Source organism: Streptomyces sp. NPDC002790 (genome assembly GCF_040295505.1).
Lineage (GTDB): Bacteria > Actinomycetota > Actinomycetes > Streptomycetales > Streptomycetaceae > Streptomyces.
Genome location: NZ_JBEOVM010000057.1, coordinates 1 through 26,895, shown reverse-complemented (window position 1 = coordinate 26,895; position 26,895 = coordinate 1). Strand labels below are relative to the sequence as shown.

The 26,895-nt window shown below is 71.6% G+C and carries 23 protein-coding genes and 2 tRNA genes; 5 read left to right on the top strand and 20 right to left on the bottom strand.

Going from position 1 to position 26,895, the window contains the following annotated elements; genetic code table 11:
* Positions 1 to 56: 56 nt before the first annotated feature.
* From ABT004_RS23285 to leuS, 5 genes are all read right to left on the bottom strand, one after another.
* Positions 57 to 2,666, bottom strand: coding sequence for a ComEC/Rec2 family competence protein (locus ABT004_RS23285; protein ID WP_351340077.1), 2,610 nt, complete (start codon positions 2,664 to 2,666; stop codon positions 57 to 59).
* A gap of 41 nt (positions 2,667 to 2,707) precedes the next feature.
* A complete protein-coding gene (locus ABT004_RS23280; protein WP_351340075.1) occupies positions 2,708 to 3,697 on the bottom strand; it encodes a ComEA family DNA-binding protein in 990 nt (329 codons plus the stop codon).
* A gap of 138 nt (positions 3,698 to 3,835) precedes the next feature.
* On the bottom strand, positions 3,836 to 4,684 hold the full coding sequence (locus ABT004_RS23275) for a DegV family protein (RefSeq protein ID WP_351340072.1): 849 nt from the start codon (positions 4,682 to 4,684) through the stop codon (positions 3,836 to 3,838).
* A gap of 84 nt (positions 4,685 to 4,768) precedes the next feature.
* The gene (locus ABT004_RS23270; protein WP_351340069.1) at positions 4,769 to 5,491 is read right to left on the bottom strand and encodes a hypothetical protein; all 723 of its coding nucleotides are present in this window, start codon (positions 5,489 to 5,491) and stop codon (positions 4,769 to 4,771) included.
* A gap of 127 nt (positions 5,492 to 5,618) precedes the next feature.
* On the bottom strand, positions 5,619 to 8,549 hold the full coding sequence (gene leuS, locus ABT004_RS23265; protein WP_351340066.1) for a leucine--tRNA ligase: 2,931 nt from the start codon (positions 8,547 to 8,549) through the stop codon (positions 5,619 to 5,621).
* A gap of 385 nt (positions 8,550 to 8,934) precedes the next feature.
* On the opposite strand from leuS, the gene ABT004_RS23260 reads away from it, so the two are divergent.
* Both ABT004_RS23260 and ABT004_RS23255 read left to right on the top strand, forming a co-directional pair.
* Positions 8,935 to 10,167, top strand: a complete 1,233-nt coding sequence (locus ABT004_RS23260; RefSeq protein ID WP_351340064.1) for a ferric reductase-like transmembrane domain-containing protein — start codon at positions 8,935 to 8,937, stop codon at positions 10,165 to 10,167.
* Positions 10,164 to 11,741: an NADH-ubiquinone oxidoreductase-F iron-sulfur binding region domain-containing protein gene (locus ABT004_RS23255; protein WP_351340061.1), complete on the top strand. Its 1,578-nt coding sequence runs from the start codon at positions 10,164 to 10,166 to the stop codon at positions 11,739 to 11,741. Before ABT004_RS23260 ends, ABT004_RS23255 begins: the two co-directional genes overlap by 4 nt.
* 58 nt (positions 11,742 to 11,799) lie before the next feature.
* Here the strand turns inward: ABT004_RS23255 and ABT004_RS23250 are convergent.
* Positions 11,800 to 11,872: transfer RNA gene (locus tag ABT004_RS23250), tRNA-Ala, on the bottom strand.
* Positions 11,873 to 12,020: 148 nt separating this feature from the next.
* Here ABT004_RS23250 and ABT004_RS23245 point away from each other — a divergent pair.
* Positions 12,021 to 13,217 (top strand): glycosyltransferase 87 family protein, encoded by a 1,197-nt coding sequence (locus tag ABT004_RS23245; protein ID WP_351340059.1) that lies wholly within the window; start codon positions 12,021 to 12,023, stop codon positions 13,215 to 13,217.
* Here the strand turns inward: ABT004_RS23245 and ABT004_RS23240 are convergent.
* The 9 genes from ABT004_RS23240 to ABT004_RS23200 all read right to left on the bottom strand — a co-directional run bounded on the left by ABT004_RS23240 (position 13,186) and on the right by ABT004_RS23200 (position 17,952).
* A complete protein-coding gene (locus ABT004_RS23240; RefSeq protein WP_266719727.1) occupies positions 13,186 to 13,419 on the bottom strand; it encodes a hypothetical protein in 234 nt (77 codons plus the stop codon). The genes ABT004_RS23245 and ABT004_RS23240 overlap by 32 nt on opposite strands.
* A gap of 9 nt (positions 13,420 to 13,428) precedes the next feature.
* Entirely contained in the window at positions 13,429 to 13,623 is a 195-nt protein-coding gene (locus ABT004_RS23235) for a hypothetical protein (protein WP_351340057.1), read from the bottom strand.
* Positions 13,624 to 13,848: 225 nt separating this feature from the next.
* Positions 13,849 to 13,921, bottom strand: a tRNA-Ala gene (locus ABT004_RS23230).
* A 107-nt stretch (positions 13,922 to 14,028) separates the two neighbouring features.
* Positions 14,029 to 14,676 (bottom strand): histidine phosphatase family protein, encoded by a 648-nt coding sequence (locus ABT004_RS23225; RefSeq protein WP_351340055.1) that lies wholly within the window; start codon positions 14,674 to 14,676, stop codon positions 14,029 to 14,031.
* Complete coding sequence (rsfS, locus tag ABT004_RS23220) at positions 14,673 to 15,110, bottom strand: ribosome silencing factor (protein ID WP_351340050.1); 438 nt, start codon at positions 15,108 to 15,110, stop codon at positions 14,673 to 14,675. The genes ABT004_RS23225 and rsfS overlap by 4 nt, the downstream gene beginning before the upstream one ends.
* A 106-nt stretch (positions 15,111 to 15,216) precedes the next feature.
* The gene (locus tag ABT004_RS23215) at positions 15,217 to 16,851 is read right to left on the bottom strand and encodes an LCP family protein (RefSeq protein WP_351340048.1); all 1,635 of its coding nucleotides are present in this window, start codon (positions 16,849 to 16,851) and stop codon (positions 15,217 to 15,219) included.
* Positions 16,852 to 16,877: 26 nt separating this feature from the next.
* On the bottom strand, positions 16,878 to 17,540 hold the full coding sequence (gene nadD, locus ABT004_RS23210; protein ID WP_351340046.1) for a nicotinate-nucleotide adenylyltransferase: 663 nt from the start codon (positions 17,538 to 17,540) through the stop codon (positions 16,878 to 16,880).
* A 44-nt stretch (positions 17,541 to 17,584) separates the two neighbouring features.
* Complete coding sequence (locus ABT004_RS23205) at positions 17,585 to 17,746, bottom strand: hypothetical protein (RefSeq protein WP_351340043.1); 162 nt, start codon at positions 17,744 to 17,746, stop codon at positions 17,585 to 17,587.
* Between the two features lie 65 nt (positions 17,747 to 17,811).
* On the bottom strand, positions 17,812 to 17,952 hold the full coding sequence (locus tag ABT004_RS23200; protein ID WP_351340041.1) for a hypothetical protein: 141 nt from the start codon (positions 17,950 to 17,952) through the stop codon (positions 17,812 to 17,814).
* 123 nt (positions 17,953 to 18,075) lie between these two features.
* Here ABT004_RS23200 and ABT004_RS23195 point away from each other — a divergent pair, with 123 nt between their 5' ends.
* Positions 18,076 to 19,182, top strand: a complete 1,107-nt coding sequence (locus ABT004_RS23195) for a M48 family metallopeptidase (RefSeq protein WP_351340038.1) — start codon at positions 18,076 to 18,078, stop codon at positions 19,180 to 19,182.
* Positions 19,183 to 19,223: 41 nt separating this feature from the next.
* On the opposite strand, the gene ABT004_RS23190 is transcribed toward ABT004_RS23195, so the two are convergent.
* The 5 genes from ABT004_RS23190 to proB all read right to left on the bottom strand — a co-directional run bounded on the left by ABT004_RS23190 (position 19,224) and on the right by proB (position 24,279).
* Positions 19,224 to 20,306: an SCO2583 family membrane protein gene (locus ABT004_RS23190; protein ID WP_351340036.1), complete on the bottom strand. Its 1,083-nt coding sequence runs from the start codon at positions 20,304 to 20,306 to the stop codon at positions 19,224 to 19,226.
* An 89-nt stretch (positions 20,307 to 20,395) separates the two neighbouring features.
* A complete protein-coding gene (locus ABT004_RS23185; RefSeq protein WP_451193290.1) occupies positions 20,396 to 20,977 on the bottom strand; it encodes an SCO2584 family spore wall biosynthesis protein in 582 nt (193 codons plus the stop codon).
* Between the two features lie 49 nt (positions 20,978 to 21,026).
* The gene (locus ABT004_RS23180) at positions 21,027 to 22,316 is read right to left on the bottom strand and encodes a glutamate-5-semialdehyde dehydrogenase (RefSeq protein WP_351340031.1); all 1,290 of its coding nucleotides are present in this window, start codon (positions 22,314 to 22,316) and stop codon (positions 21,027 to 21,029) included.
* A 153-nt stretch (positions 22,317 to 22,469) separates the two neighbouring features.
* Positions 22,470 to 22,958, bottom strand: coding sequence for a DUF8830 family protein (locus ABT004_RS23175; protein ID WP_351340029.1), 489 nt, complete (start codon positions 22,956 to 22,958; stop codon positions 22,470 to 22,472).
* A gap of 166 nt (positions 22,959 to 23,124) precedes the next feature.
* Entirely contained in the window at positions 23,125 to 24,279 is a 1,155-nt protein-coding gene (gene proB, locus ABT004_RS23170; RefSeq protein ID WP_351340026.1) for a glutamate 5-kinase, read from the bottom strand.
* Positions 24,280 to 24,548: 269 nt separating this feature from the next.
* Between proB and ABT004_RS23165 the strand changes: the two genes are divergently transcribed.
* Positions 24,549 to 26,630 carry a hypothetical protein gene (locus ABT004_RS23165; RefSeq protein WP_351340025.1) on the top strand — a complete coding sequence of 694 codons (2,082 nt, stop codon included), beginning with the start codon at positions 24,549 to 24,551 and terminating at the stop codon, positions 26,628 to 26,630.
* Positions 26,631 to 26,895: the final 265 nt, after the last annotated feature.

Here is a 26,895-nt window from a genome sequence, read left to right as displayed (position 1 = left end):
TCGAGGCAACATGCGCCCGCATGGCAAGAAAACGACCCTGAGCGGCATCGGCCGCGCTACGAGGCGACCCGGAGCTCCCCACCGCCCCCTCCCACGACCGCCACCGCCCCGTCCCGGTCCGTCCTGAGCACGGCCGCACCGCGCGCCCGCAGAGCCGCCAGGGTGCTGGGCGCCGGGTGACCGTACGAGTTGTCGCGGCCCACCGAGATCAGCGCGACGCGGGGCGCGGCCCTGCGCAACAGTTCCGGGTCCTGGTAGGCCGAGCCGTGATGGGCGACCTTGAGCACGTCCACCTGGGGCAGCCGGGCCCCGGCGGGCGATCTCAACAGGGCGCGCTGCGCCGGGGGTTCGAGGTCGCCGAGGAGCAGCAGGGCCAGCCCCGCGACGCGGACGAGCAGGGTCACGCTCGCGTCGTTCGGACCGTCCGGCGGCGGGGCCGGGTCCGGCGGCGGCCACAGCACCTGCCAGTCGAGCGGTCCCGCTCTGCGCCGCTCCCCCGCCACCGCGCGCACCACCGGGACCCCGCGCCGGGCGGCCTCCCTCCGCACGAACGCCACCTGCTCCGACGGCTCCTCGAACCCGGTCGCCTCGATCTGACCGACGGCCCTTCCCCGCAACACCCCCGCGAGCCCGGCCACATGGTCCGCGTGGAAGTGCGTGAGCACCACCGCCGGGATCCGGGTGACGCCAAGCGAGCGCAGGCACCGGTCGACGAGCAGCGGGTCGGGGCCCGCGTCCACCACCACTCCGGCCCCCGCCCCGGCCGCGAGCACCAGGGCGTCGCCCTGCCCCACGTCGCACATGGCCAGGCGCCAGCCGGCCGGCGGCCAGCCGGTGACGCCCCGCACGAGCGGCGCGGGCCGCGTGATCACCAGGACGAGCAGCAGCGCGCAGACCCCGCAGATCCAGGGTGACGCGAGTGCTCTGCGCCCCACGAGCACGAGGGCCAACGTGCCGAGCGCGAGCAGCGCTCCGCCGCGCCAGCCACCCGGCCAGTCCAACCCGCTGCCGGGCAGTGCGGCCCCGGCCCTGGCGATGTCCGCGATCCACCCGGTGGGCCAACCGGCGCACCAGGCCAGGGACTTCGCCACCGGCATCGCGAGCGGCGCCGTCGCCAGCGCCGCGAACCCGAGCACGGTCGCCGGCGCGACCGCGAACTCCGCGAGCAGGTTGCACGGCACCGCCACCAGGCTCACCCGCGCCGCCAGCACCGCGACGACCGGAGCGCACACCGCCTGCGCGGCGGCGGCGGCCCCCAGCGCCTCGGCGAGCCGCGCCGGCACCCCGCGGCCACGCAGCGCCGCACTCCACCGCGGGGCCAGCGTCAACAGCGCGCCCGTGGCGAGCACCGACAGCAGGAACCCGTAACTCCGCGCCAGCCACGGGTCGTACAGGACGAGCAGCAGCACCGCTGTGGCCAGGGCCGGGATCAGGGATCTGCGGCGCCCGGTGGCCACGGCGAGCAGTGCGATCAGCCCGCACGCCGCCGCCCGCAGCACGCTCGGCTCGGGCCGGCACACCACGACGAAGCCGAGCGTGAGGGCCCCGCCGAGCACCGCGGTCGTCCGCAACGGCAGCCCGATCCGGGGCGCCAGGCCGCGCCGCTCGACGCGTTGTGCCGTGCCGGGCGGGCCGATCAACAGGGCCAGCAGGATCGTGAAATTGGCCCCACTGACCGCCATGAGGTGCAACAGGTCCGTCTCCTCGAAGGCGGTGTGCAGCTCCGGTGTCACACGCGCCGTGTCGCCGACGACGAGCCCGGGGAGCAGTGCGCGCGCGTCCGCGTCGAGCCCGCCGGTGGCCTCGCGCAGCCCCGCCCGCAGCGTCCCGGCCACCCGCTGCGACCGGCTCGGCGACCCCACGACCCGTGCCCGCTCCTCGCTCCCGACCCGCAGCACCGCCGCGACCCGGTCCCCCGCGACCATCGTCGGCGCGAAACTCCCCCGCACCCGCAACCGGGTACTGGGCAGCACGGCCAGCCACGAACTGCCTTGCACCTGCGACCACTTGTCGGGCACCTCCGAGGACGCAAAGCCCGTTTCCCCTCGACCTCCTCCAGACTCCCCCTCCCCTCCGTCCCCTCCATGCCCCCTGTCCCCTCTGTCGGCCCCCTCGCCTCCCGCGTTCACCAGGACCAGCACAGGCGCCCGCGTCCGCACCGTGTCCCCGTCCGGCCCCGTCACCCGCACCACATCCGCCTCCACCAGCACCGACGCCGGCGCCACGTGGTCCCCGCGGATTCGCGGCCGGGTGAGCCGGGGGTCGGAGGTAACCTCCAACTCGACGCCCCCGCGGGCGAATTGAGCCCCGAGTTCAGGCACGGGGCCGCGCCGCAGGTCAGCCCCGTGCAGACCGGCGGAGGCCGCGGCCGCGGCGGTGCACAGGAGCAGCGCCGCCGCCGACGGACCACGCCAGGACCGCGCCACACGCCTGGCCCCGCCACGCCCCGCGATCAGCAACCCCGCCCCACCGAGCGCACACGCCACCGCCACGAGCCCCGCCCACCACGGCGAACCGGCCACCGTCAGCGCCGCCGTGCCCCACGCCGCCAGCGCGGGCGGCACCAACCGCAGGTCCAGCGGCCCCTCTTGGCGAGGATGCGCGTCACCGAGCCGCCCGACCCTGGACACCGCCTCCCCGTCACCGCCAACGACCGGTCGACGCAAGACCGGACGGTTCACGGACGGCGGACGCAAGACCCGACGGTTCACGGCCGCACCGCATTCTGCAGATCCTCGAAGCGGCGATCCCCGATGCCATTGACCTCGCGCAGCTCGTCGACGGAGCGGAAGCCGCCGTGCTCCGTGCGGTAGTCGACGATGTGCTGCGCCAGTACGGGGCCGACGCCCGGCAAGGTGTCGAGCTGTTCCAGGGTGGCGGTATTGAGGCCGATCGGGCCCGCCGGGGCCGACGCTCCCGCCGCCCCGCCCGACGGCGCGGCGGCGGCAGCCGCCGCGGGTGCGCCCACCTGGACCTGCTCGCCGTCCACGAGGAGCCGCGCCCTGTTGAGCCCCTCGGTGTCCGTACCGGGGCGCAGCCCGCCGGCCGCCCGTAACGCGTCCGCGACGCGGGCCCCGGCGGGCAGCCGGTGGACCCCCGGCCTGCGCACCTTTCCGCTGACGTCCACGACGATCCCCGCGGCGCCGCTCGCCACGGGCTCCGGCCCCACCGCGGCGGGCGAGGCATCGCCGTCCGAGGGCGGCCCCACGGCTCGCGGCGCCGCCGCCCGCACCGTCTCGGGCGCCCGCACCGGCTGCGTTCGGCCCGCCCAGAAGTGCTGCACGGCGAAGAGCCCCACCACTGCGACGAGGACGGCCAGCGCCACGGCCCCGCGCCGCTCGACCCCGCACCGCGTCTGCACCCACAGCGGCAACCGGTCCCGCAGGGCGAGCGCCGCACGCTCCCGCCGTGAGGGCGCCGGGACCGCAGCAGGCTCGACCGGCGGCTCGGGCTCGGGATCGGGCTCACGCACCCACGACGGAGCGGGAGCAGCCCGTGCCGTAGCCGTACCCCGCACCTCCCGCTCCGGCGGCGCGAACAGCGCCTCCGCCCGCAGCCGGGTCCGCTCCGCCTCGACGCGCCTGCGCCGAGCGCGCCGCCGCACCACGTGCCGCTGCCGGGCGCGGCTGTCCGACGCGGCGCCGCGCCCCGGCCCGCTTGATGCGTGTGCTGTCCGTGTCCGTGATCGAAGTTCCATGTCACGAGACGGTAGGCACCGCGCCGCCGACAAGTGGATCTTGCTCAACTTCCGGGGACAACCCACAAGTTGTGGAAAACTCCGTCACCCACACGACCCCCACGAGGCCCCCACGCGACCGACGGAGTACGCGCCGCCCTACGTCCGCGGCGAGACCACGGCCCCCAGCAGTCCCGGTCCCGTGTGCGCCCCGATCACCGCTCCCACCTCGCTGACGTGCAGCTCGGCCAGGCCCGGCACCTGCTCGCGCAGCCACTGCGCGAGCGCCTCCGCCCGCTCCGGCGCGGCCAGATGGTGCACGGCCACGTCCACCTGCGCGCTGCCCGCCCGCTCGGCCACGATCTCCTGCAGCCGCGCGATCGCCTTCGACGACGTACGGACCTTTTCCAGGAGTTCGATGCGGCCGCCGTCGAGCTGGAGCAGCGGCTTGACCGCGAGAGCGGACCCGAACAGTGCCTGCGCGGCGCCGATCCGGCCGCCCCGCCGCAGATAGTCCAGCGTGTCGACGTAGAAGTACGCCGAGGTGCCCGAGGCCCGCTTCTCCGCCGCGTTCACCGCCTCGTCGGCCGTGCCTCCCGCGTCGGCCGCCTCCGCCGCCGCGAGCGCGCAGAAGCCGAGGGCCATGGCCACCATCCCGGTGTCAACGACGCGCACCGGGACCGGGGCCTCGCGCGCGGCCAGCACCGCGGCGTCGTACGTCCCGGAGATCTCGGCGGACAGGTGCAGCGAGACGATGGCGGTGGCGCCGGACTCGGCCACCTTGCGGTAGGTCTCGGCGAACCGCTCCGGGCTGGGTCTCGACGTCGTCACCGAGCGGCGCTTCTGCAGCGCCTCCGCGACCGAGCGAGCGGAGATCTCCGTACCCTCTTCGAGCGCCCGGTCACCCAGGACCACGGTCAACGGCACCGCCGTGATGCCGTGGCGCTCCATCGTCCGCTGCGGCAGGTAGGCCGTTGAATCGGTGACGATCGCGACATGGCGGGACATGCACCGGAGATTACCTGCCACGGTCGCCCGGCGGCAGCCCGGCCCCTGCCTCCCGGCCGTCGTCCGACACGGTCCCGGGGGCGATCAAGTCGTGCTCTCCGGACGGGGTTTCTTCTCCCACGGATACGCGGGGCGTACACCTGGCGGAGTGATCGCGGCCCGGTTCCGCTCCCGGTCCCGCCGCTGCCCGCGGTCCGTCCGCGGCGCCTCCCGGGCGGCGCCCGGCTCGGATTCGGCGCCGGATTCCGCTCCCGGCGCCGGCTCGGTCGTCCAGTGCCGCAGCGCCCCTGCCTCCAGGTCGATCTGCGAACTCAGGGCGTCCAGGTCGTCGCTCGCGAACCGGCCGGCCCGGTCGCGAGCCGCGTGCCGCAGCGCGTCGGCGGAGCGCGTGATCCGCTCCGTACGCGTCCTGAGCTCCGGCAGCACCCGAGCCACCTGCTCCTTGTCGGGCTCGCTCTCCATGCGCTTCAGCTCGGCGTCCACCTCGTGCCCGTGCGCGCTCAGGCGCTCGAAGAGGCCGAGGGACTCCTTGAGCGAGGAGTCCTCCGCCACGCGCGCGTGCAGCGCGTCCTGCGTGGCCCGCATGGAGGTGCGCAGATGCAGCCGCAGCTGCGCCAACTCGGCGGCCGCTCCGGGCTGCACATAGCTCCTGGCGCGCAGTGTGGTGTCCTCCACCGCACGCCGCGCCTGCTCGACCTTGCGGTCCACCCCGCGCTTGGCCGCGCCGACCGCCTTCACCGTCACGTACCCGCCGAACGCCAGGAACACGACGAAGAGCAGCGCAATGATCACAAGCACGGTTTCCATAGCGCTCTCTCCTCCAGGTCGCCCCGCCGGGCCGCTCTCTCCACCGTAAACGGAGCGGGCAGGCCGAGGGTTCCAGCGGAACCCCCAACCTGCCCGTAGGGAACAACCCTGAGCCGCGGGACCGCGCCTACGCGGGCACGATGTTCACGAGCTTCGGCGCCCGCACGATCACCTTGCGGATGCCGGCGCCGTCCAGCGCAGCGACGACCTTCTCGTCGGCCAGGGCGATCTTCTCCAGCTCCTCGTCGGAGATCGCAGGGGAGACCTCCAGGCGGGCCTTGACCTTGCCCTTGATCTGGACGACGCAGGTCACGGCCTCGTCGACCGCGTACGCGGGGTCGGCGACCGGGAAGTCCTGGTGGACGACGGAGTCGCTGTGGCCCAGCTTGCGCCACAGCTCCTCGGCGACGTGCGGGGCCAGCGACGCGACCAGCAGCACCAGGCGCTCGGCAACAGAGCGCGGCAGCGAGGCTCCCCCGTACGACTTGACCAGGTGGTTGTTCAGCTCGGTGACCTTGGCGATCGCGGTGTTGAACCGCATGCCCTCCAGGTCGCCGCGGACGCCGTCGATCGCCTTGTGCAGGGCACGCAGCGTGGCCACGTCGATGTCCGCCTCGGGCACGTCCACGACGGTGACCTCGCCGGTCTCCTCGTCGACGACGTTGCGCCACAGGCGCTGGAGCAGCCGGAACTGGCCGACCACCGCGCGCGTGTCCCACGGCCGGGAGACGTCCAGCGGGCCCATCGCCATCTCGTACAGGCGCAGCGTGTCCGCGCCGTACTCGGCGCAGATCTCGTCCGGCGTGACGGCGTTCTTCAGGGACTTGCCCATCTTGCCGAGCAGCCGGGAGACCTTCTCGCCCGCGTAGTAGTAGGCGCCGTCGCGCTCCTCCACCTCGGCGGCCGGTACGGCGATCCCGCGCGCGTCCCGGTAGACGTACGCCTGGATCATGCCCTGGTTGTAGAGCTTGTGGAACGGCTCGGCCGACGAGATGTGGCCCAGGTCGAACAGCACCTTCGACCAGAAGCGCGCGTACAGCAGGTGCAGTACGGCGTGCTCGGCGCCGCCCACGTACAGGTCGACACCGCCGGTGGGCATGCCCTCGCGGGGGCCCATCCAGTACTGCTCGATCTCCGGGTCGACCAGCTTCTCGCTGTTGTTCGGGTCCAGGTAGCGCAGCTCGTACCAGCAGGAACCCGCCCAGTTGGGCATGGTGTTGGTCTCGCGGCGGAACGGGCGCGGGCCCTTGCCGTCGCCCAGGTCCAGCGTGACGTTGACCCAGTCCTCGTTGCGCGACAGCGGCGTCTCGGGCTTGGTGTCGGCGTCGTCCGGGTCGAAGGTGCGCGGGCTGTAGTCGTCGACCTCGGGCAGCTCCAGCGGCAGCATCGACTCGGGCAGCGCGTGGGCGATGCCGTCCTCGTCGTAGGCGATCGGGAAGGGCTCGCCCCAGTAGCGCTGGCGGCTGAACAGCCAGTCGCGCAGCCGGAAGTTGACCGTGCCCGCGCCGATGCCCTCGCGCTCCAGCCACTCGGTCGTCCGCGCCTTGGCGTCGGCGACGCCCAGGCCGTCCAGGGAGATGTTCTCGCCGCTGGAGTTGACCAGCTTCGCGTCGCCCGAGACGAACGCGTCGTCCCACGTCGCCGGGTCGGTGCCACGGTCGTCCGAGGGCTGCACGACACAGCGCATCGGCAGCTCGAAGGCGCGCGCGAAGGCGAAGTCGCGGCTGTCGTGGGCCGGGACGGCCATGATCGCGCCGGTGCCGTAGCCCATCAGTACGTAGTCGGCGATGAAGACCGGGACCTGCTCGCCGCTGACCGGGTTGATCGCGTACGCGCCCGTGAAGACGCCGGTCTTGTCCTTGGCCTCGGTCTGGCGCTCGACGTCGGACTTCGAGGCGGCCTGCTTGCGGTAGGCGGCGACGGCGTCGGCGGGGGTCGCGTGACCGCCCGTCCACACGTCGTGCGTGCCCTCAGGCCAGGCGTCCGGGGTGATCTTCTCGACCAGCTCGTGCTCGGGGGCCAGCACCATGTAGGTGGCGCCGAACAGGGTGTCCTGGCGGGTCGAGAAGACGGTGATCTTCTCCTCGCCGGAGCCAGAGCCGGAGCCGGCACCCTCGGCGGACGGTACGGCGAAGTCGATGCGCGCGCCCTCGGAGCGGCCGATCCAGTTGCGCTGCTGCAGCTTGATCGCCTCGGGCCAGTCCAGGCCGTCCAGGTCGTCGATCAGGCGGTCCGCGTAGGCCGTGATGCGCATGTTCCACTGGCGCAGCTTCGACTTGAAGACGGGGAAGTTGCCGCGCTCGGAGCGGCCGTCGGCGGTGACCTCCTCGTTGGCCAGGACGGTGCCCAGGCCCGGCGCCCAGTTCACGGGCGCGTCGGAGGCGTACGCCAGGCGGTAGTCGCTCAGGATGTCGGCGCGCTCGGCCTCGCTCCGGCCGCCCCAGTCGCCGCCACCGGGCACGGCGCGCTCACCGGTCTCGAACTGCTTGACCAGGTCGGCGATCGGACGGGCCTTCTTCAGGTCGTCGTCGTACCAGGAGTTGAAGATCTGCAGGAAGATCCACTGCGTCCACTTGTAGACCTCGGGGTCGATCGTGGCGAACGACCGGCGGTTGTCATGGCCCAGGCCGAGCCGACGCAGCTGCGCCTTCATGGTGACCATGTTGGCCTCGGTCGACGTGCGCGGGTGGGTGCCCGTCTGCACGGCGTACTGCTCGGCCGGCAGGCCGAACGCGTCGAAGCCCAGGGTGTGCAGCACGTTGTGGCCCGTCATGCGCTGGAAGCGCGCGAAGACGTCCGTGGCGATGTAGCCCAGCGGGTGGCCGACGTGCAGGCCCGCACCGGAGGGGTACGGGAACATGTCCATGATGAACTTCTTGGGCCGCGAGACGACCTGCTGGTCGCCCGCCAGGTCACCGCTCGGGTTCGGCGCCTCGTACGTGCCGTCGGCGTCCCAGAAGTCCTGCCAGCGTGCCTCGATGTCGGCGGCCATGACCGCCGTGTAGCGGTGCGGCGCGACCGCCGCCTCGGAAGCGGCGGCGGTGTTCGTCTCGCTCATGATCCTCAAAGCTCCATCGATCGTCTCTGCCGGCGGCCCGTGCCTGGGAAATGAAAAAGCCCCTCGCACAGGAGGGGACGCCGCGCCGATTCCGACCACTCACCCAGGGGGCGGGTCGGGACTGATCAGCGCGGCTCGCTAAGCAGAAGGCGTACGGCACGCATGGCGTCAGGGTACCGCAGCCGCCACCCGGCCTGCGACGGGCCTCCCCGCGGGCCACCGCACCCCAGGGGTTACTCGGCGTACCGACCCCTATCGGGACAACGTAAAGACCAAACATCTCGTAGATAACAGCGAGATAACTCAAACCTCGTACTGCCCGGTATGCCTCGATCTAGAGTGCGGGCCGTGGGACCACCGTGCCGAACCGTTCGGAGTCACCCCCATGAACCCTCGAACCCCCCGCTCTTTGAACTCCCTTCGTACGACGGGGAGTTCACTCACCCCCGGTGCCAGCCGTCGCAGGAGAACAGGGCTGCTCATCGCGGGAGTCCTCCTCCTGTTGCCCGTGCTCGTGTCCACCGGCGGCGACGCCGTGCGGACGACGCTCGACTTCGGCGCGGGCGTGCTCTGCCTGGTCTCGCTGACCTCGTCCGTCGTCTGGGGCCTGGTCGCCTCCGACCGGGTCTTCCTCACCTCGCGGCAGCGGCTGCTCGCGCAGGCCGTGCACCGGATCACCGCGGTCGCCTCGCTGGTCTTCCTGCTGCTGCACATCAGCGTGAAGCTCGCGCTCTCGCACGTGACGCTGCTCGGCGCGCTGGTGCCGTTCTCCGGGGGCTTCAGCGGCAGCGCGGGCCTGATCGGCCTGGGGGCGACCGCCGGACTCCTCATGGTCACCACGGGCGTCACGGGCGCGCTGCGCAGCTCCATGGCCTCCCCCGCCCGGCTCGCCACCCGCTGGCGCGCGACCCACATGCTCGCCTACCCGGCCTGGTGCTTCGCCCTCATGCACGGCATGTACGCGGGCCGACCCGCGAAGGGGTACGTGACCGTCCTGTACTGCCTGGCACTGGTCGCGGTCGCCGGCGCGATCGCCCTTCGGGCGTCGCCGCAGGCCGTGCGGCGCAAGGTGGCGGTGCGCATCCTCGAATTCCTGGACGCGGGACCGCGCGCGGGCGGCACCAGGCGGGCCGGGTCACCCCTCCCACAGCCCCGCACGGAGCCCGCACCGGCCGCCCCGCAGGCCCGCCCGGAGCCCGCCCCGCAGCCCGCCTTCGACCCGCCTCCCCCGACGCAGGCCGACATCGGCTTCGCGGCCGCCTACCGCGCAGTGTCCGCCGTCCCCCGCTCGGAGCTGCCCACGCAGTCGGTCCCGCACCTGGAGCAGTACCCCGAACCCATGGCATCCGAGCGCTGGCCCGCCCCCTCCCCGCCGCCACCGGCCCAGGCCCCGCCCTCCCTGTACGACCCGACGTACGACACCCCCTACGGAGGCGTGCCCGGCTACCCCGCCCCCTACGGGGACGGCACGAACAGCGGCGCCTACGAAGGTCTCCGCGAAGACGTCTACGAAGGCCTCTACAGAGAAGCGCCCGATCCCACCGAACCGCTCCCCGGCCCCTACCAAGCACCCACTTCCGGTGAGCCCTGGACCACGCCCTACGGAGGCCCGCAGTGAACACCGCACTGCCCGACGTCCCTGAAGTCCGGGTCGTCGGACTTCCCCAGCTCACTTCGGGGTTCGACCTCGTGGAGCGGCTCGACCTCGACATGCACCTGAAGGTGCACGGACCACTGGAAGCCATGGCGGGCGAGCCGCTCGCGCAGCTGGCCCAGGCGATATCCCTGCGCGGCCGGGGCGGCGCGGGCTTCCCCTTCGCCAAGAAGCTTCGCGCGGTCGCGGAGTCGGCGATCCGGCGCGGAGTGCGCCCGGTGGTCGTCGTCAACGGCAGCGAGGACGAGCCGGCCTGCCGCAAGGACACCGTGCTGATCAACCGGGCACCGCATCTGATCCTGGACGGCGCCCTGCTCGTCGCGGAGGCGATCGGCGCGCGCACGCTCGTCATCGGCGTGACCCGCGACAGCACCGAGGCGTCGATGCAGGCGGCCCTCGCCGAGCGCGGCCTGACGAACCGTCGGAACGCACCGCTCCGCGCGCGCGTGCAGCGCAATCCGGTGCGCATGGTCACCGGGGAGTCCTCGGCCCTGATCCGCTCGGCGGACGGCGGCCCGCCCATGCCGCCGGGCCGCAAGGTCCGCGCCTCCGACTCCGGCGTCGGCGGCGCCCCCACGCTCCTGTCGAACGCGGAGACCTTCGCCCAGCTCGCCATCGCGACCCGCACGGGCGCCGAGCGCTACTGCCGCACAGGGCTGCACGACGAGCCCGGCACGGTCCTGCTGACGCTCTCCGGGGCGGTCGCCCGCCCGATGGTCCTGGAAGTGCCGTCCGGCGTCCCGCTGGGCTACGTACTCCAGCTCGCGGGCGCTCCCCCGCTCCCCCAGGGCGTCCTCACGGGCGGCTATCACGGCAAATGGCTCGACGGGATGGGCGCGCAGGACGCCATCGTCTCCCGCGCCTCCCTGGAGGCCTCGGGCGGCGCGCTCGGCGCCGGGGCGATCCTGCCGATCGGCCCGGACACCTGCCCGCTCGGCGAGGCCCTGAAGGTGGCGCAGTGGCTGGCCTCGGAGAGCGCGGGCCAGTGCGGCCCCTGCTACCTGGGGCTGCCCGCGGCGGCGCGCGGCCTCGAGGACGTACTGAACGGAGGCGGCCCGACCGCCCTGGAGGCGCTGCGCGAGGTCACGCGCGCGGTGAAGCGGCGCGGGGCGTGCAAGCACCCGGACGGTTCGGCGGCGTTCATCGAGTCGACGATCTCGGCGTTCACCGACGACCTGGCCGCGCACGTGCTGGGCGCCGGCTGCGGCCGCCCGGTGCTCGGTGTGCTGCCGCTGCACGCGGAGGCGCCTGCGAGCCCGGCGTCCACCGGGAAGCGGCTCGCCGTCGACTGGACGCTGTGCCAGGGCCACGGCCTGTGCGCGGACATCGTGCCGGAGCTGCTGCAGTTGGGCCCCGACGGCTTCCCGACGGTCGCGGAGGCGGCCGTGCCCGGCTACTCCGAGGCGAACGCGGTGCGGGCCGTACGCCGCTGCCCCGCCCTTGCACTGCGGATCGAGGGGGACGCCTCGGCGGCCCCACAGGACCGCAGGCCCTCGCGCCCGGCGCTCCCGCCCGGCCGCAGCCGCGCCCGGAGGTAGCCCGTAGACACGAACAAAGACGGGCCATCCGAATCGGATGGCCCGTCTCACATTCCTGTGGAGCTAAGGAGAATCGAACTCCTGACCTCCTGCATGCCATGCAGGCGCTCTACCAACTGAGCTATAGCCCCGCGCTTTGGTCCTCCGGGGCTCCCTTGTCGGTCTCCCCGGCGGCGTCGCCAACATTACACGGTCACCTGGGTGCATCACCAAATCGTTTCCCTTCCGCCCCCTTCTGTAGGGAAAAGTCGCCCTTGACGACTACTAGTGTTCCCTCATGTGACTGTGCTCGCCCTGCCCCGCACCCGCCATGCACCGGCAGCGCTGGGAGCCTGCCTGCTCTCGTTCACGGCCTTCGTGATCGCCCAGCGCGCGGCCGACGTCTCCATGATCGACCTGATGGTCTACCGGGCGGAGGGCTGGACGGTCCGCACGGGCGGCGACCTGTACGCACTGCGCGCGACCTACGCCGACCTGCCGACCACCTACCCGCCGTTCGCCGCGCTGCTGTTCCTGCCGCTGACGTTCCTGGACGTGGTGACCATGAAGGTCGCCGCGACCGCCCTGAACCTCGCCCTCCTCTTCGGTTTCGTGCACCTCTCCATGCGCCTCGTACGACGCCACGCGCGCGTGGAGCACGCCTTGTGGGTGGCGGCCGTCGCCGTGTGGTGCGAGCCGGTGTGGACGACGCTGCGCTACGGGCAGGTCAACCTGCTGCTCGCCGTGCTCGTCCTGTGGGACCTGACGCGCCGGCCGGGGCACCGCTGGGTGGGCCTGGGGATCGGCGTCGCGGCGGCGATCAAACTGACGCCCGCGCTGTTCGCCGTCTTCCTGCTGTGCACGGGGCTCGCCCAGTTGGCGCGGGGCGGGGCCTGGCGGCCGTGGGTGCGCGGGGCCTGCGTGGCGGTGGGCTCGTTCGTCTGCGTGACCGTACTGACGGCCGTCGTCCTGCCTCGCGACTCCCGGTACTTCTGGACGCGGATGGTCTTCGAGTCGGACCGCCCCGGCCACGCCGAGGAGACCGGCAACCAGTCGCTGCGCGGCGTACTGGCCCGGCTGCTGCACACCGCGGACCCCGGCGCCTGGTGGGTCCTCGCCGCCGCCGTGACGGCCCTCGCCGGGCTCACGGTCGCGGTCGCGGCGGCACTGCGCGGGCGCCTCGCCCAGGCGACGGTGGCGTGCGCGACGACGGCGCTCCTGGTCAGCCCGGTCTCGTGGTCCCACCACTGGATCTGGTGCGTGCCGTTGGCGCTGCTCGTGTGGGAGTCGGGCCGTCAGAAGGCCGCGCTCGCCCTGACCTTGACGTTCTGCACCTACGCACTGTGGTGGGTACCGCACACGCACGGGCGGCCCGAACTCCACCAGAACGTAGGGGAGTCGATGCTTTCGGCGCTCTACGTAGGAGTGGCCTGCGCCTTCCTGGCGTACGCGGCGATCTCGGAGGTCAGGCTCTGGCGAACGAGTAGAAGCGCTTGAGCGTGCAGTGCTCGTCCAGGAGGCGGCCGTAGATCGGCTCGCCCTCCAACTCCCGGTACGTCTCGATCGGGTCGCCTTTTATGATCAGCGCCCGCGCGCACTCCTCGCACCAGTACTGGTAGTCGGGGTTCAGCGGCTCCATGTCGCGCACGATGGGCGTGCCGCTGCCGCACCAGTCGCACTTCCTCCTGTGTGCACCCATGTGTTCCGCTCAGCTCCAGCTGTGGCCGCAGGCCGTGCACACGTACGAGATCCCGCCGTTGTCGCCGAGCATCTGGGCGACGTGGATGGAGCCGCAGGACGGACAGTTGAGGGACGGGGCTTCTTCCGAACCGGCCGGGGGCTCGGCGGATATCGCTGCCATACCGAGGAAGCGATCGGCTTCCTCGTTGATGCTCAAGGGCATCGCGTACTCCCTCCCCAGCGGGCCACCTTCGTCGGTCGGACACAGCCCCGTTCCGGCCGTCCGATTCTGCCACGGCGGAAGCGACCCGGTCAGCGACGCCCGCGTACCAGTCCGGACACGACGTCCGCAGAGGTATACGCCCCGGGCGGCCCCGGCGCCTCAAACCCACCGCGAAATCGGCAACGAAAAATCCCGCCCCTTACGGGACGGGATCTCTGATTCCTGTGGAGCTAAGGAGAATCGAACTCCTGACCTCCTGCATGCCATGCAGGCGCTCTACCAACTGAGCTATAGCCCCTCGCGTTCTTCCCCCTCCGGGCTTTCCCCCGGCGGGCCGAACAAGAAGAACTTTAGCCTGCGACCTGCCGGAAAGTGAAATCCGGCCCAGCGGGCCTGGAGCAGGCCCTAGTCGTCGTCGCCGAGGACCGGTTCGGGCAGCGTGCCGGCGTTGTGCTCCAGCAGACGCCAGCCGCGGACGCCCTCGCCGAGGACGGACCAGCAGCAGTTCGACAGGCCGCCGAGCCCCTCCCAGTGGTGGGCCTCCAGGCCGAGCAGCCGACCGATGGTGGTGCGGATGGTGCCACCGTGGCTGACCACGACGAGCAGGCCGTCGTCGGGCAGCTTGTCCGCGTGCCGCAGCACGACGGGCGCGGCCCGGTCGGCGACCTCGGTCTCCAGCTCACCACCGCCGCGGCGCACGGGCTCGCCGCGCTTCCACGCCGCGTACTGCTCGCCGAAGCGGGCGATGATCTCCTCGTGCGTGAGGCCCTGCCACTCCCCCGCGTACGTCTCGCGCAGGCCCTCGTCGTACGTGGCGTCGAGGCCCGTGAGCGCGGTCAGTTCGGCGGCGGTGGTCGAGGCGCGCGCGAGGTCGGACGCGACGATCGCGTCCGGCCTCAGGGAGGCGAGCAGCCGGGCAGCGCGGTGGGCCTGCGCGACACCGGTCTCGGTCAGGCCGATGTCCGTGGTGCCCTGGAAGCGGCGCTCCAGGTTCCACGCGGTCTGGCCGTGCCGCCACAGGACGACGCGCCGCCCCCGGGAAGCGCTCGTCACAGCACGTCCTCGGCCTCGACCTCCGCGGCCCGCTCCTTGGCGTGCTCCTCGCCCTTGCCGCGGGTGGCCTTGGCCTCCTCGGGCAGGTCGATCTCGGGGCAGTCCTTCCACAGCCGCTCCAGGGCGTAGAAGACGCGCTCCTCGCTGTGCTGGACGTGGACGACGATGTCGACGTAGTCGAGCAGGATCCAGCGGGCGTCACGGTCGCCCTCGCGGCGCACCGGCTTGACGCCGAGCTCCTTGTTCAGCTTCTCCTCGATCTCGTCGACGATCGACTTGACCTGGCGGTCGTTGGGCGCCGAAGCGAGCAGGAAGGCATCCGTGATGGACAGCACATCGCTGACGTCGTAGGCGATGATGTCGTGCGCGAGCTTGTCTGCGGCCGCCTGCGCGGCGACGTTGAGGAGCTCGATGGAACGGTCAGTGGCGGTCACTACAAGGCTTTCCGTCGGCGGTCTGAATCCCCTGAGAGATCCCTCAGGGGGTACCCCAAGGGTCTCACGGTCCGCCGACACGCCCGACGGCCTTACCGGTGGGCGGTCACCGGCCGGTGTAGTCCCGGCCCAGCACGACGGAGACGTCCGCGTTCCGCGCCGCCTTGCCCTTCGTCACGGAGGACGTCGGCAGGCCCAGCGTCTTGGCGACCTCTACGGCGTCCTTCTTGTGCGCGGCGTCCGCGTACGCGACCCGGGAGGTCGCGATCGCCGTTCCGGTTCCGCCCGACACGAACGTGTAGCCGCCGTTGACCAGGGCGACGCGGGCCTTCTCTGTGCGGGCCTTGTCACCGGTGGCGTTCTCGATGCCGACGCGCGGGGAGTCGCCGCTGGACGGGGACTTCACGGTGCCGCCGAGCACGTTCTCGACCACGGAGTCCGCGGTGGACCGGGAGACGCTGCCGCCCTGCTGCACCGGAAGGAGGTCGGTCTTGTAGTCGCCCTCCTTGGCCCGGTCGGCGAGCTTGGCGAGGAAGGCCCCGAGGTCCTTCTCGGTCAGCGACGGGTCGAGGATCTGGGCGAGCGTCTGCACGGTCGTCGTCGCGGCCTGCGGGTCGGACGACAGCTTGCGCAGCACGCCCTGCATGACCTGCCCGAACCGGCTCAACTGCGCCGTCTGCGGCTCGCCCTTGGCCCGGTACGTGGCGTACGCCACGGCAGCGGGGCCGCTGAGGGTCTGGTCCGCGCCCTTGTGGACGAGCACGGTGCCCTTCTTGGCGGGGTCGGGCACGCTCGTGTCGGTGCTGACGTCGATGTTCCCGACGAGCTCGACGAGGTTGTTGAGGTACGGGGTGTCGAGCCGCCAGGTGCCCTGGATGTCGGTGCCGAGCAGGGTGTCGAGGCCGTCGCTCGTGCCGGAGGAGCCGTCCTCGTCGACGGACTTGGCGAGCGTGGTGCCGGTGCCGTCCTCGTCCGCCAGGGCGAGGGAGTTCGGCAGCAGGACGGCGGTGGCCCGCTTCGTGGTGGTGTTGTTCACGAGCAGCGCCGTGGACGTCCCGCCGCCCTTGGTGTTGTGCAGGTGGACGACGATGACGTCACGGTTCTGCGGACCGGTCGCGGCGGCCGCGCCGGCCTTCGCCGCGTCCTTCGACAGGAACGGCAGCTTGTCCTGGGACCAGAGGTAGCCGGCGCCGCCGACCAGGCACAGGGCGAGGACGACGACGAGGGCGACGCCCCGGTTGCGCCCGCGGCGCCGCGCCTCCTCGCGCCGCTCGGTGCGCGACTCGGTGAACTTCAGCCAGTCGATGACGTCTTCGGAGTCCTCGTCCGGCTCCTCGACGAACTCGAACTGCTCGGTGCGGTAGTCGCGCTCGGGCTGCGGGGCCTGTGGCGGCGCGGGCGCCCGAGCCGGCTGCGGGGCCTGCTGCGGGATGTACGCCGTGGCCTGCTGGGGCTGTGGCTGGTACGGCTGCTGGGCCTGCTGCGGTGCTCCGCCGTAGGTGTCGTACGTGTCGTAGGTGTCGTACGAAGGGGCCTGCTGGGGCTGGTAAGGCTGCTGGGGCTGCTGCCCGGTCGGCTGCTGCTGCTGCCCGCCCGCGTACGGGTCGTAGCCGTATCCATACGGGGAGTTCTGCTCGTACGACGGCGCCTGCTGGACCGGCCGGTAGACCGGCCGGCCGGACTCGTCATATCCGACCAGCTCGTAACTCTGCTGGTCGTAACCGTCGTATCGGTCGTTCACCGATGCCCCTCTCGGCGGTGCAGGGTTCAGTCGCCTCGGTACAGCTGGCGCTTGTCGATATAGCGCACCACACCGTCCGGCACCATGTACCAGATGGGGTCACCCTTGGCGACCCTGTCGCGGCAGTCCGTGGACGAGATGGCGAGGGCGGGAACCTCGACGAACGAGACGCCGCCCTCCGGCAGACCCGGGTCGGCGAGCGTGTGGCCCGGCCGCGTGACTCCGATGAAGTGTGCCAGGGAGAACAGCTCGTCGGTGTAACGCCAGGTGAGGATCTGGCCGAGAGCGTCGGCACCCGTGATGAAGAAGAGGTCGGCCTCGGGGTTGAGCTGACGCAGATCGCGCAGTGTGTCCGTCGTATAGGTCGGACCACCGCGGTCGATGTCGATGCGGCTCACCGAGAACTGCGGGTTCTCGGCGGTCGCGATGACCGTCATCAGATAGCGGTCCTCGGCAGGAGAGACGTTCTTGTCGCTCTTCTGCCAGGGCTGCCCGGTGGGCACGAACACGACCTCGTCCAGGTCGAACTGTGCGGCGACCTCACTGGCCGCCACCAGGTGTCCGTGGTGGATCGGGTCGAACGTTCCGCCCATGACGCCGAGGCGTCGCTTGGTCGGTGAGGCCCACTCGTGATCCGGGCCGCCGGCCGGGCTGTTGACCGGGCCGGTAGGCATGTCCTGCGCTCCCATGCGAGCAGAGCCTACTGGCCCGTTCCCCATGGTCTCGCCCGGGTTCAGCGGTCGCGGTTGAACCGGGTGGTGATCCACAGCAGCAGAATGAGGATGATGAAGGCCCCGCCGCCCGTCACGAGGGGGCTGAGGCTTTCGTGGTTGCCGCCGTGCTCGCCCTCGGCAGCGAGAGTGGCGAGCTGGGCAGCGGTGCTGGGGAGGCTCATCGTCAGCAGGACCTATCCGGTGTGGGATCGGGAGAAGGACTTCTGACCCATCGTAAGCGGTGGGTTCAGTCGTCGCTCTTGTAGCCCCGCAACAAGAACCAGGCGAGGAAGCCCGCGCCCAGTACGCCCACAATCAGCACGGTGCGCAACAGGTTCCCCGCGCCCTGTTCCGATGCCGCGCTGATGACGTGATCGATGTGCTCCATGACGGTTCGCTCCTTCGGTGTGCTGCCCCGTCACGGTATATCCGCCTAGGGTGGACCCCACCTTGGGGGCACGGCCGGAACACGGCGAAACACGTCGAATCTCACGGACATGGGGGAAGTCGGATGCCCGACGAACCGAACGAGCAGCACGAGAACGTACCGAGCAGGCAGCGTCGGCGCTTCCCGGGGATCTCCTCGCGGGCGTACGAGCACCCCGCGGACCGCTCGGCGCTTGTGGCGCTGCGCAAGCTCAGCGGGTTCGACACGGTCTTCAAGGCGCTGAGCGGACTGCTGCCCGAGCGCAGCCTGCGCCTGCTGTTCCTGTCGGACTCGGTGCGGGTGTCCGAGGAGCAGTTCGCGCACCTCAACACGATGCTGCGGGACGCCTGTTACATCCTGGACCTGGAGAAGGTCCCACCGATGTACGTCAATCAGGACCCGCAGCCGAACGCGATGTGCATCGGCCTCGACGAGCCGATCATCGTCGTCACCACGGGACTTGTGGAACTCCTCGACGAGGAGGAGATGCGGGCCGTGGTCGGCCACGAGGTGGGCCACGCGCTGTCGGGCCACTCGGTCTACCGGACGATCCTGCTGTTCCTGACCAGCCTCGCGCTGCGCGTCGCGTGGATCCCGCTCGGCAACCTCGCGATCATGGCGATCGTGACGGCGCTGCGCGAGTGGTTCCGCAAGTCCGAACTCTCCGCGGACCGCGCCGGGTTGCTGGTCGGCCAGGACCTGGAGGCCTCCATGCGCGGCCTGATGAAGATCGCGGGCGGCAACCATCTGCACCAGATGAACGTGGACGCGTTCCTCAAGCAGGCCGAGGAGTACGAGGCCGGGGGCGATCTGCGCGACTCCGTGCTGAAGATCCTCAACGTGCTGCCGCGCTCGCACCCGTTCACCACGGTGCGCGCCGCAGAGCTGAAGAAGTGGGCGGCGAGCCGTGACTACCAGCGCCTGATGGACGGTCACTACCCGCGCCGCAGCGAGGACAAGGACACCTCGGTGACGGACTCGTGGCGCGAGTCGGCCTCGCACTACACGGAGAACATGAAGACCTCGAAGGACCCGCTGATGAAGCTGGTCAGCGACATCGCGGGTGGTGCGGGGGACCTGGGCGGCCGGGTGCGGCGCGGCTTCGGGAACTTCGGCGGCGGGGGCAACAGCGGGAACCACGGCACGACCGACGAGGGTGAGGACACGGGCAACGGCAGCGGCGAGCGCTGATCCGCCCCCCTGCCCGAACCGCTCGGGCCTCACGTGCGGGGCTACACGTGCGGTTGCGCGTCCGGCGCGAGTGCGCCGCACAGCGCGGACGCACTGTCCGTCGCGTACGGGTCGGTGCCGGCCGGGCCGCCCTCCTTCGCGCTCTGGCCCGCGAGCAGCGGATGCAGATACCCGGCGGCGTCGGACGAGCAGGCGAGCGGGCCCGCCTGGACGTAGGACACCACCAGTTCGGTCTGGTGGTTGCGCAGGTCCTGGCGGTCGAAGCGGAAGTGCATGGAGCGGCGGACGGTGAACAGGGAGGCCTTCGCCTTCTTGTCGCCGTTGTCGGCTGGACGCAGCGCGTAGACGAAGGTGTGGTCCGAGGTCACTTCGAGGGTGTCCGCGTCGGTCTCGGCCACGTGCAGCGCGCCGCGGACCCGGATGCGCGAATCGGCGAGGGCGGCCTGCGAGGGATCGAAGCGGACGAGCCAGCCGGTGGCCGCGTGCCGCCCGTCGGTGACCGGCCTGTTGACGCTCTGGTCGAACTGCGGGAGCTGCTGCGGGTCGATCAGCATCCGCACGGGGCGCACGGCGCCGCGTGTGAGCACGTCGGGGTCGAGCGAGGAGTCGACGAGGTAGTCCTTGGCCGTGGTCAGCGCGGTGACGACCTGGCTGTCGGAGAAGTGCGCGGTGGCCTTGGGGTCGACCGGGAGGTCGATGGCGCGGGCGGCGCGCTTGAACCGGGCGGCGGGGCTGTGCTCGTACAGCTCCTGCACGGAATCGGAGCCGGGGACCCGGCCCGTCGGCGCGAGCGGTATCACCGTCATCCGCAGCGGCTCGGTGTTCCGGGCCGCCGGGGTGGTCCGGTAGGGGCTCCGTACGCCCATGTAGACGGCGGTGCCGAACGCGATCACGATCAGGACGACGAGTATGACGGCCTGCCGGGTGAGGCCCCGGCGCAGCACGGGCAGTCGGCGCACGGCCGGCGAGTGGTCGGTGATGCGCTCCTGCGCGGAGAACTCCTGGAGCCGGGCAGCCTTGACGAACGATTCGTCGAACACGACGGATCGGTACTCTTCCTCGCTGCCGCCACTGTTGGGACCGCTGTCCGGTGTTCCCTCCGGTGGGTCTCCTGGCCCGCTCATACCCTCAGGGTAGGTCTCCCCGACGTCAGGTAAACGCCCTGGTGCACGTCAACTTCCACGACCCCCGCGCGAGCGCCCCGAGCGCCCCCTCACGGGGTCCGGGGAACCGCCGAGACCGCGGGCTGTGAGTAGTCCGCGGAGGCGGAGGGCGTGCCCGGCACGTTCTTCTCCAGTTCGGTCGTCGCGGGCGGCGGGACCTCGTCCTGGCTGCCCGACGACGCGCCCCGGTAGACGGCCGTGAAGGCGAGGGCGACCATGCCGATGCCCATCAGCAGGGCGAGCGCCCAGGCGACGGGCCTGCGCCAGCGGACGCCGCCCACGGGCCGGCCCTCGCGGTCGAGCTCCTCCTCGTACAGCTCGTCCGACTCGTCCCCGTACGCGCCGAATTCGCCGTCTTCGCCGCGGCCGTACCCGTCCACCTCGTCGTAGAACTCGTCGTCGGGTGCCGGCCGGATGCGGGTCCTGCGGGCCTCGGCCTCCTGGGCCTCGGCGCGCGCCTGCGCGGCGGCGAGCAGCCGCTCGACCGCGGTGGGTTCATGGACCTCGGCAGCCTTGACGAAGTCCTCGTCGAAGACCACGGAGGCGAACTCTTCGTCCCAGCCCCCGCGGTCGTGGTCGTCGTCGGGCTCCCAGCCGTCCGGGAACGGCGAGCCCCCCACGTCCTCCGGCACGCGTCCAGCGTAGACCGAAGGGGTCAATTTGGGCAGACGGTAAGGGAATTCATCGGGTGTGGCCGTCGCCCGTGACGATGTACTTCGTGCTCGTCAGCTCGGGAAGGCCCATCGGGCCGCGGGCGTGCAGCTTCTGCGTGGAGATGCCGATCTCGGCGCCGAAACCGAACTGGCCGCCGTCGGTGAACCGTGTCGAGGCGTTCACGGCGACGGTCGTGGAGTCGACGAGCTGCGTGAAGCGGCGGGCGGCCGCCTGCGAGGTCGTGACGATGGCCTCGGTGTGCCCCGAGGACCACAGGCGGATGTGCTCGACGGCCCGGTCCATGTCGTCGACGACCGCGGCCGCGATGTCGTACGAGAGGTACTCGGTCTCCCAGTCGTCCGGGGTCGCCTCGACGACGGTGGCCTTGGACCCGGCCGCGTACTTCGTGATCCGCCGGTCCGCGTGCACGGTGACGCCGGCCTCCGCGAGCGCGTCGAGGGCGCGCGGCACGAACGCGTCGGCGATGTCCTGGTGGACGAGGAGCGTCTCCGCCGCGTTGCACACGGAGACGCGGTGCGCCTTGGAGTTGACGAGGATGTCGACGGCCATGTCGAGGTCGGCGTCGGCGTCCACGTAGACGTGGCAGTTGCCGGTGCCGGTCTCGATCACGGGGACGGTCGAGTTCTCGACGACGTTCTTGATGAGCGAGGCACCGCCGCGCGGGATCAGCACGTCGACCAGGCCGCGGGCGCGCATCAACTCGGTCACCGAGTCGCGGCTCTCGCCGGGGACGAGCTGGATCGCGTCGGCGGGCAGCCCCGCGCCGCCGACGGCGTCGCGCAGCACCCGGACGAGCGCGGTGTTCGACTCGTACGCCGATGAACTGCCGCGCAGGAGGACCGCGTTGCCCGACTTGAGGCAGAGGGCGGCGGCGTCGACCGTGACGTTCGGTCGGGCCTCGTAGATGATGCCGACGACACCGAGCGGGACCCGGATCTGGCGCAGGTCGATGCCGTTCGGGAGGGTGTTGCCGCGTACGACCGTGCCGATGGGGTCGGGCAGGGCGATGACGTCGCGCACGTCCGAGGCGATGGCCCGGACGCGCTCCGGGGTGAGCGTCAGCCGGTCGATGATCGCCTCGGGGGTGCCGGCCTCGCGGGCCTTGGCGATGTCCTTGGCGTTGGCCTCGACGATTTCCGCGGTACGTACTTCCAGGGCGTCGGCGATGGCGCCGAGGGCGTCGTCCTTGTGGGCGCGCGGCAGGGCGGCGAGGTCGTGGGCCGCGGACCTGGCGCGGTACGCGGTCTGGGTGACCGGGGTCATGGAGTCGTACGGGTTCAGCGGCAGCGACGTCATGCTCCGCAGGGTATCGGGGGCGTGGGGGCGGTCGACCGGTGTTTCGGGGGGTGAGACGTGGCTGAAATGCGGCCTTGGCCACAGTGGCTGAGGTTTCCGCCTCGTGACGGCTGAGCGTGGCTGGGGTGCGCAGTTCCCCGCGCCCCTTTTTGCCTAGAAGGGGTGGACGCCGACCGGAGTTGCCGGCAGGGGGCCGAAGCCCTCCGCGATGCGTTGGTGGTAGGTCTGGCGGTCGATGACCTCCAGGCCGACGATTTCCCAGGGCGGGAGCTGCGACGTACGGCGGTGTTCGCCCCACAGGCGCAGGGCCACCGCCGCCGCGTCGTGCAGGTCGCGGGCCTCTTCCCAGTAGCGGATCTCGGCGTGGTCCACGGCGTAGCGGCTCGTCAGCAGGAAGGGGTGGTCGTGCGCGAGCTGTTCGAGGCCGCGGCGCACCTCCGCGAGCGATGCCTCCTCGCCGGAGACGCTGAGCGTGACGTGCCACAGACGGGGGCCCTGTTCGGCGCTGCCCTCAGCGCTCGCCTCGGCGGTCTCTCCCGCGGTGTCCCCGTCGTACGCGTCTCCCGCGGCCACGCTCGTCAGCACCCGCTCCGCCGAACCTCGGGGCCCCTTGGACGCGACCCCCGGGCGCGCTCGTCTCACGACGGCCTCCTTTGCGCAATGGTCGTGCGACCTTCCCCGGATGAACTCCCTGCCTCAAGAGTTGAGCAGGACACGGAGCTTCTTGGGGCGGTTTTGGGGAAGGTCCCCCACGGGTGGCAGGCTTTCGGCCTTTCACACAGGGGGTTTCGAAGGCACGCGGCCCGTTTCAAGCCTGGAGGATGACCAAGTCGTCCCTGTGTACGACTTCCCGCTCGTAGGCGGGGCCGAGGTCGCGGGCCAGTTCGCGCGTGGAGCGGCCGATCAGCTGCGGGATCTCCTTGGCGTCGAAGTTGACGAGCCCGCGGGCGACCGCGCGCCCCCGCTCGTCGCGCAGTTCGACCGGGTCGCCCGCGCCGAACTCGCCCTCCACGCCCGCGATCCCGGCGGGCAGCAGCGATGTGCGCCGCTCGACGACGGCTCGTACCGCGCCGTCGTCGAGGGTGATCGCGCCCTGCGGCGTCGACGCGTGCTGCAGCCACAGCAGGCGGTCGGCGCTGCGGCGGCCCGTGGCGTGGAAGTACGTGCCGGTGTCGCGGGCGGCTAGGGCGTCGGAGGCGTGGCTCGCGCTCGTCAGCACCACGGGGATGCCGGCGGCCGCCGCGATCGAGGCGGCCTCGACCTTGGTGACCATGCCGCCGGTGCCGACGCCCGCCTTCCCGGCGGAGCCGATCTTGACGTGCGCCGTGTCGGCGGGGCCGCGCACCTCGGCGACGCGGGAGCTGCCGGGCTTGGCGGGGTCGCCGTCGTAGAGGCCGTCGACGTCGGAGAGCAGCACGAGCAGGTCCGCGTGCACGAGGTGGGCGACGAGCGCCGCGAGCCGGTCGTTGTCGCCGAAGCGGATCTCGTCCGTGGCCACCGTGTCGTTCTCGTTGACGATCGGGAAGGCGCCCATCGCCAGGAGTTGGTCGAGGGTCCGCGAGGCGTTGCGGTGGTGGGCGCGGCGGGCCATGTCGTCGCTGGTCAGGAGGACCTGGCCGACGCGGACCCCGTAGCGCGCGAAAGAGGCGGTGTAGCGGGCGACGAGGAGGCCCTGGCCGACGCTCGCCGCGGCCTGCTGGCGGGCGAGGTCCTTGGGACGGCGGGTCAGGCCCAGTGGGGCGAGTCCCGCGGCGATGGCGCCGGAGGAGACGAGGACGATCTCCTTCTCCCCGCCTCCGCGCTGCTTCGCCAGGACGTCGACGAGCGCGTCGACCCGGTCCGCGTCCAGGCCCCCCGCCGCCGTGGTGAGTGACGACGATCCGACCTTGACGACGATCCGGCGGGCGTCCGCCACACCTTGGCGCGCCGCCCCTGCTGCTGCCCCAGTTGTTGCCCCTGACATGCCTGGCAATGTACGTGACCTGCCCCTTCGACCGCTCTTGGGTTTCGAGGTACGGACAACGCCGTGGACGCCCCGTAATCAGGACGCGGGCAGGACGGGGAACCGACCCCGTCCTTTCACGCCATTTGACCCCGTTTCTACTGCTTGTGGGCTTGGAGGATTGCTAGGGGGCCACAGAAAGTCATACGGTCAGTGGTCAGCATTTCCGCGAGGTGGACCTCCCCCACGGTCCCCCCACCCTCCGAGACCCCCTGCCAGGAGCCCAGCCCGTGCCCTCCGCCGGACGTGCCTCGCGCCGCCTCGTGCAGCTTTCAGCTCTGTTCACGATGTTCGCGCTCTATGTGGCCCAGCTCGTCAGCGCGCTCGTTCCGTATGTTCCCCTCTTCGTCGCCGCGAGCGCGGCCGGACTCGCCCTCGACACCTACCTGCAGTACAGGCAGCCGGGGCTGCTCTCGCTGCTCGGCAAGATCCGCTTCGACGTGACGGTGCGGCAACTGCTGCGCGACATGCTGATCTTCGTCGGCCTGCTGCGCATCAGCGGCATCAACCCGCTCGACGAGCAGGCGCCGCTGCTGGTCATGGTGCTCGCGATGTACCTGCTGCACTTCGCCTGCCAGGCGGCAGCGGTCCTGGTGCGCCGCACCCGCACGCTGCCGATCGTCACGCGGAACATCGACACGTCCGCGCTGAACCTGTGTGCCTCGCCGCCGCGCCTGCTGGCCCGGCGGGCGGCGCACCGCCTGCTGACCTTCGCGATCCCCTCCACCCTCGGCCTGGTCATCACCGCGTCGACGACCAACGCCCTGTGGGGCGTCATCGGCATCGGCGTCTCGATCGTCCTGTTCCTCTTCGGCACGGCCTACCTCGGTACGTGGCTGCTGCCCAAGAAGCGTCCGCTGAACGACGACAAGGTCATCGCCTGGCTCGACGCGTGGCTGGCCGACTACCGGCCCACCGTCGGCATGTACTTCTCCGGCGGCACCACCTCCGCGTACCAGGCGAACATGTGGCTCTCCACGCTCGCCGCGGTCGACGGCAAGCCGCTGATCGTGCTGCGCGAGCGCTTCATGGTGAACAAGATCGACGCCACCGATGTGCCGATCATCTGCTTCCCGAAGGTCGCCACGATGTTCTCCCTGGAGAACTCGACGCTGAAGATGCTGCTGCACCCGGCGAACGCCGCGAAGACCTCGCAGGTCCTGCGCATCCCCACGATCAAGCACGCGTTCACCAACCACGGCGAGTCCGACAAGCTGTCGTCCTGCAACCCGTACGCGAAGGCGTACGACGAGGTGTGGGTGGCCGGTCCCGCGGCGCGCGACCGGTACCAGCTCGCGGACGTCGGCGTCGACGACCGGGATGTCGTCGAGGTGGGCCGCCCGCAGCTGGCGCCCATCGAGCTCGCGGACGGGCCGGCCACGGGTGCGTACACGACCGTTCTGTACGCGCCCACCTGGGAGGGCTGGGACGGCAACCCCGGCAATACGTCGGTGATCCTGGCGGGCGAGAACATCGTCCGGCAGCTGGTCGACGACCCCAAGGTCCGGCTGATCTACAAGCCGCACCCGATGACCGGTTCGCAGGTCCCCGCCGCCGGTGAGGCCAACAAGCGCATCATGGCGATGATCGAGGAGGCCAACACCCGCCGCTCCGGCGCGCGTCCGGGTCCCGAGGCCGCCGTCGAGCTCGAGCGCCGCTTCGAGGCGCTGAACGAGCTGACGTCCACCAAGTTCCCCAAGGGCACGGACGAGATGGAGCGGATGATGCTCCAGGGCCGGCCCGACGGGGATCGGGCGGCGGCGGTGGCCGAGGCGACCGAGGCGTGGGAGGAGGCGTACTGGGCCTCGTTCCCCGAGTGGGAGCACCTGATCATCACCGAGGCGCGGCCCGCGATCTTCACGTGCTTCAACGCGGCGGACGTCCTCGTCTCCGACGTCTCCTCGGTCGTCTCCGACTGGCTGAGCAGCGAGAAGCCGTACGCGGTGGCCAACACGTCGGGGCTTTCGGAGGACGACTTCCGTACGGGGTTCCCGACGGTGCGGGCGGCGACGGTCCTGTCGCCCGGGGCGACCGAGGTTCCCGAGCTGCTCGCAGTGGTGCGCGGCGAGGTGGAGGACGTCCACGCGGAGGGCCGGGTGGCCCTGAAGGAGCATCTCCTCGGTCCGTCGGACCCGCCGTCCATCGACCGCTTCAACGTCGCCGTACGCGCCCTGTGCGCCAAGGCCGACGAGCGGCGGGTGCGGATGGCGGCGCGGGGCGAGGATGAGGTGCCGCCCACGCGTGAGGACTCCGTCGAGGAGCAGGTGGCCGAGGTGGAGGCCGCGGAGCCGGAGGACACGGTGACGGCGTAGCCGTCCGTTCACGCGGAGGGGCCCGGGAGACGTTCTCCCGGGCCCCTCCGCGTACGCACACCCCCGCCCCCACGCCACGGTGCTCCGCCCCGGCCCCGGCGCCTCAATCGCCGGCGGGGCTGGAATGGCTCGAGCGCCGGCCGGACGGGAAAGGGCTCGAGCGTCACCCGGGCTGAAAAGATCGGGGCTCTGCCCCGGACCCCGCTGCTCAATCGCCGCAGGGGCTTGATTTTGCCCGCTTCACCGCAGATGACGCCTCGGGCGC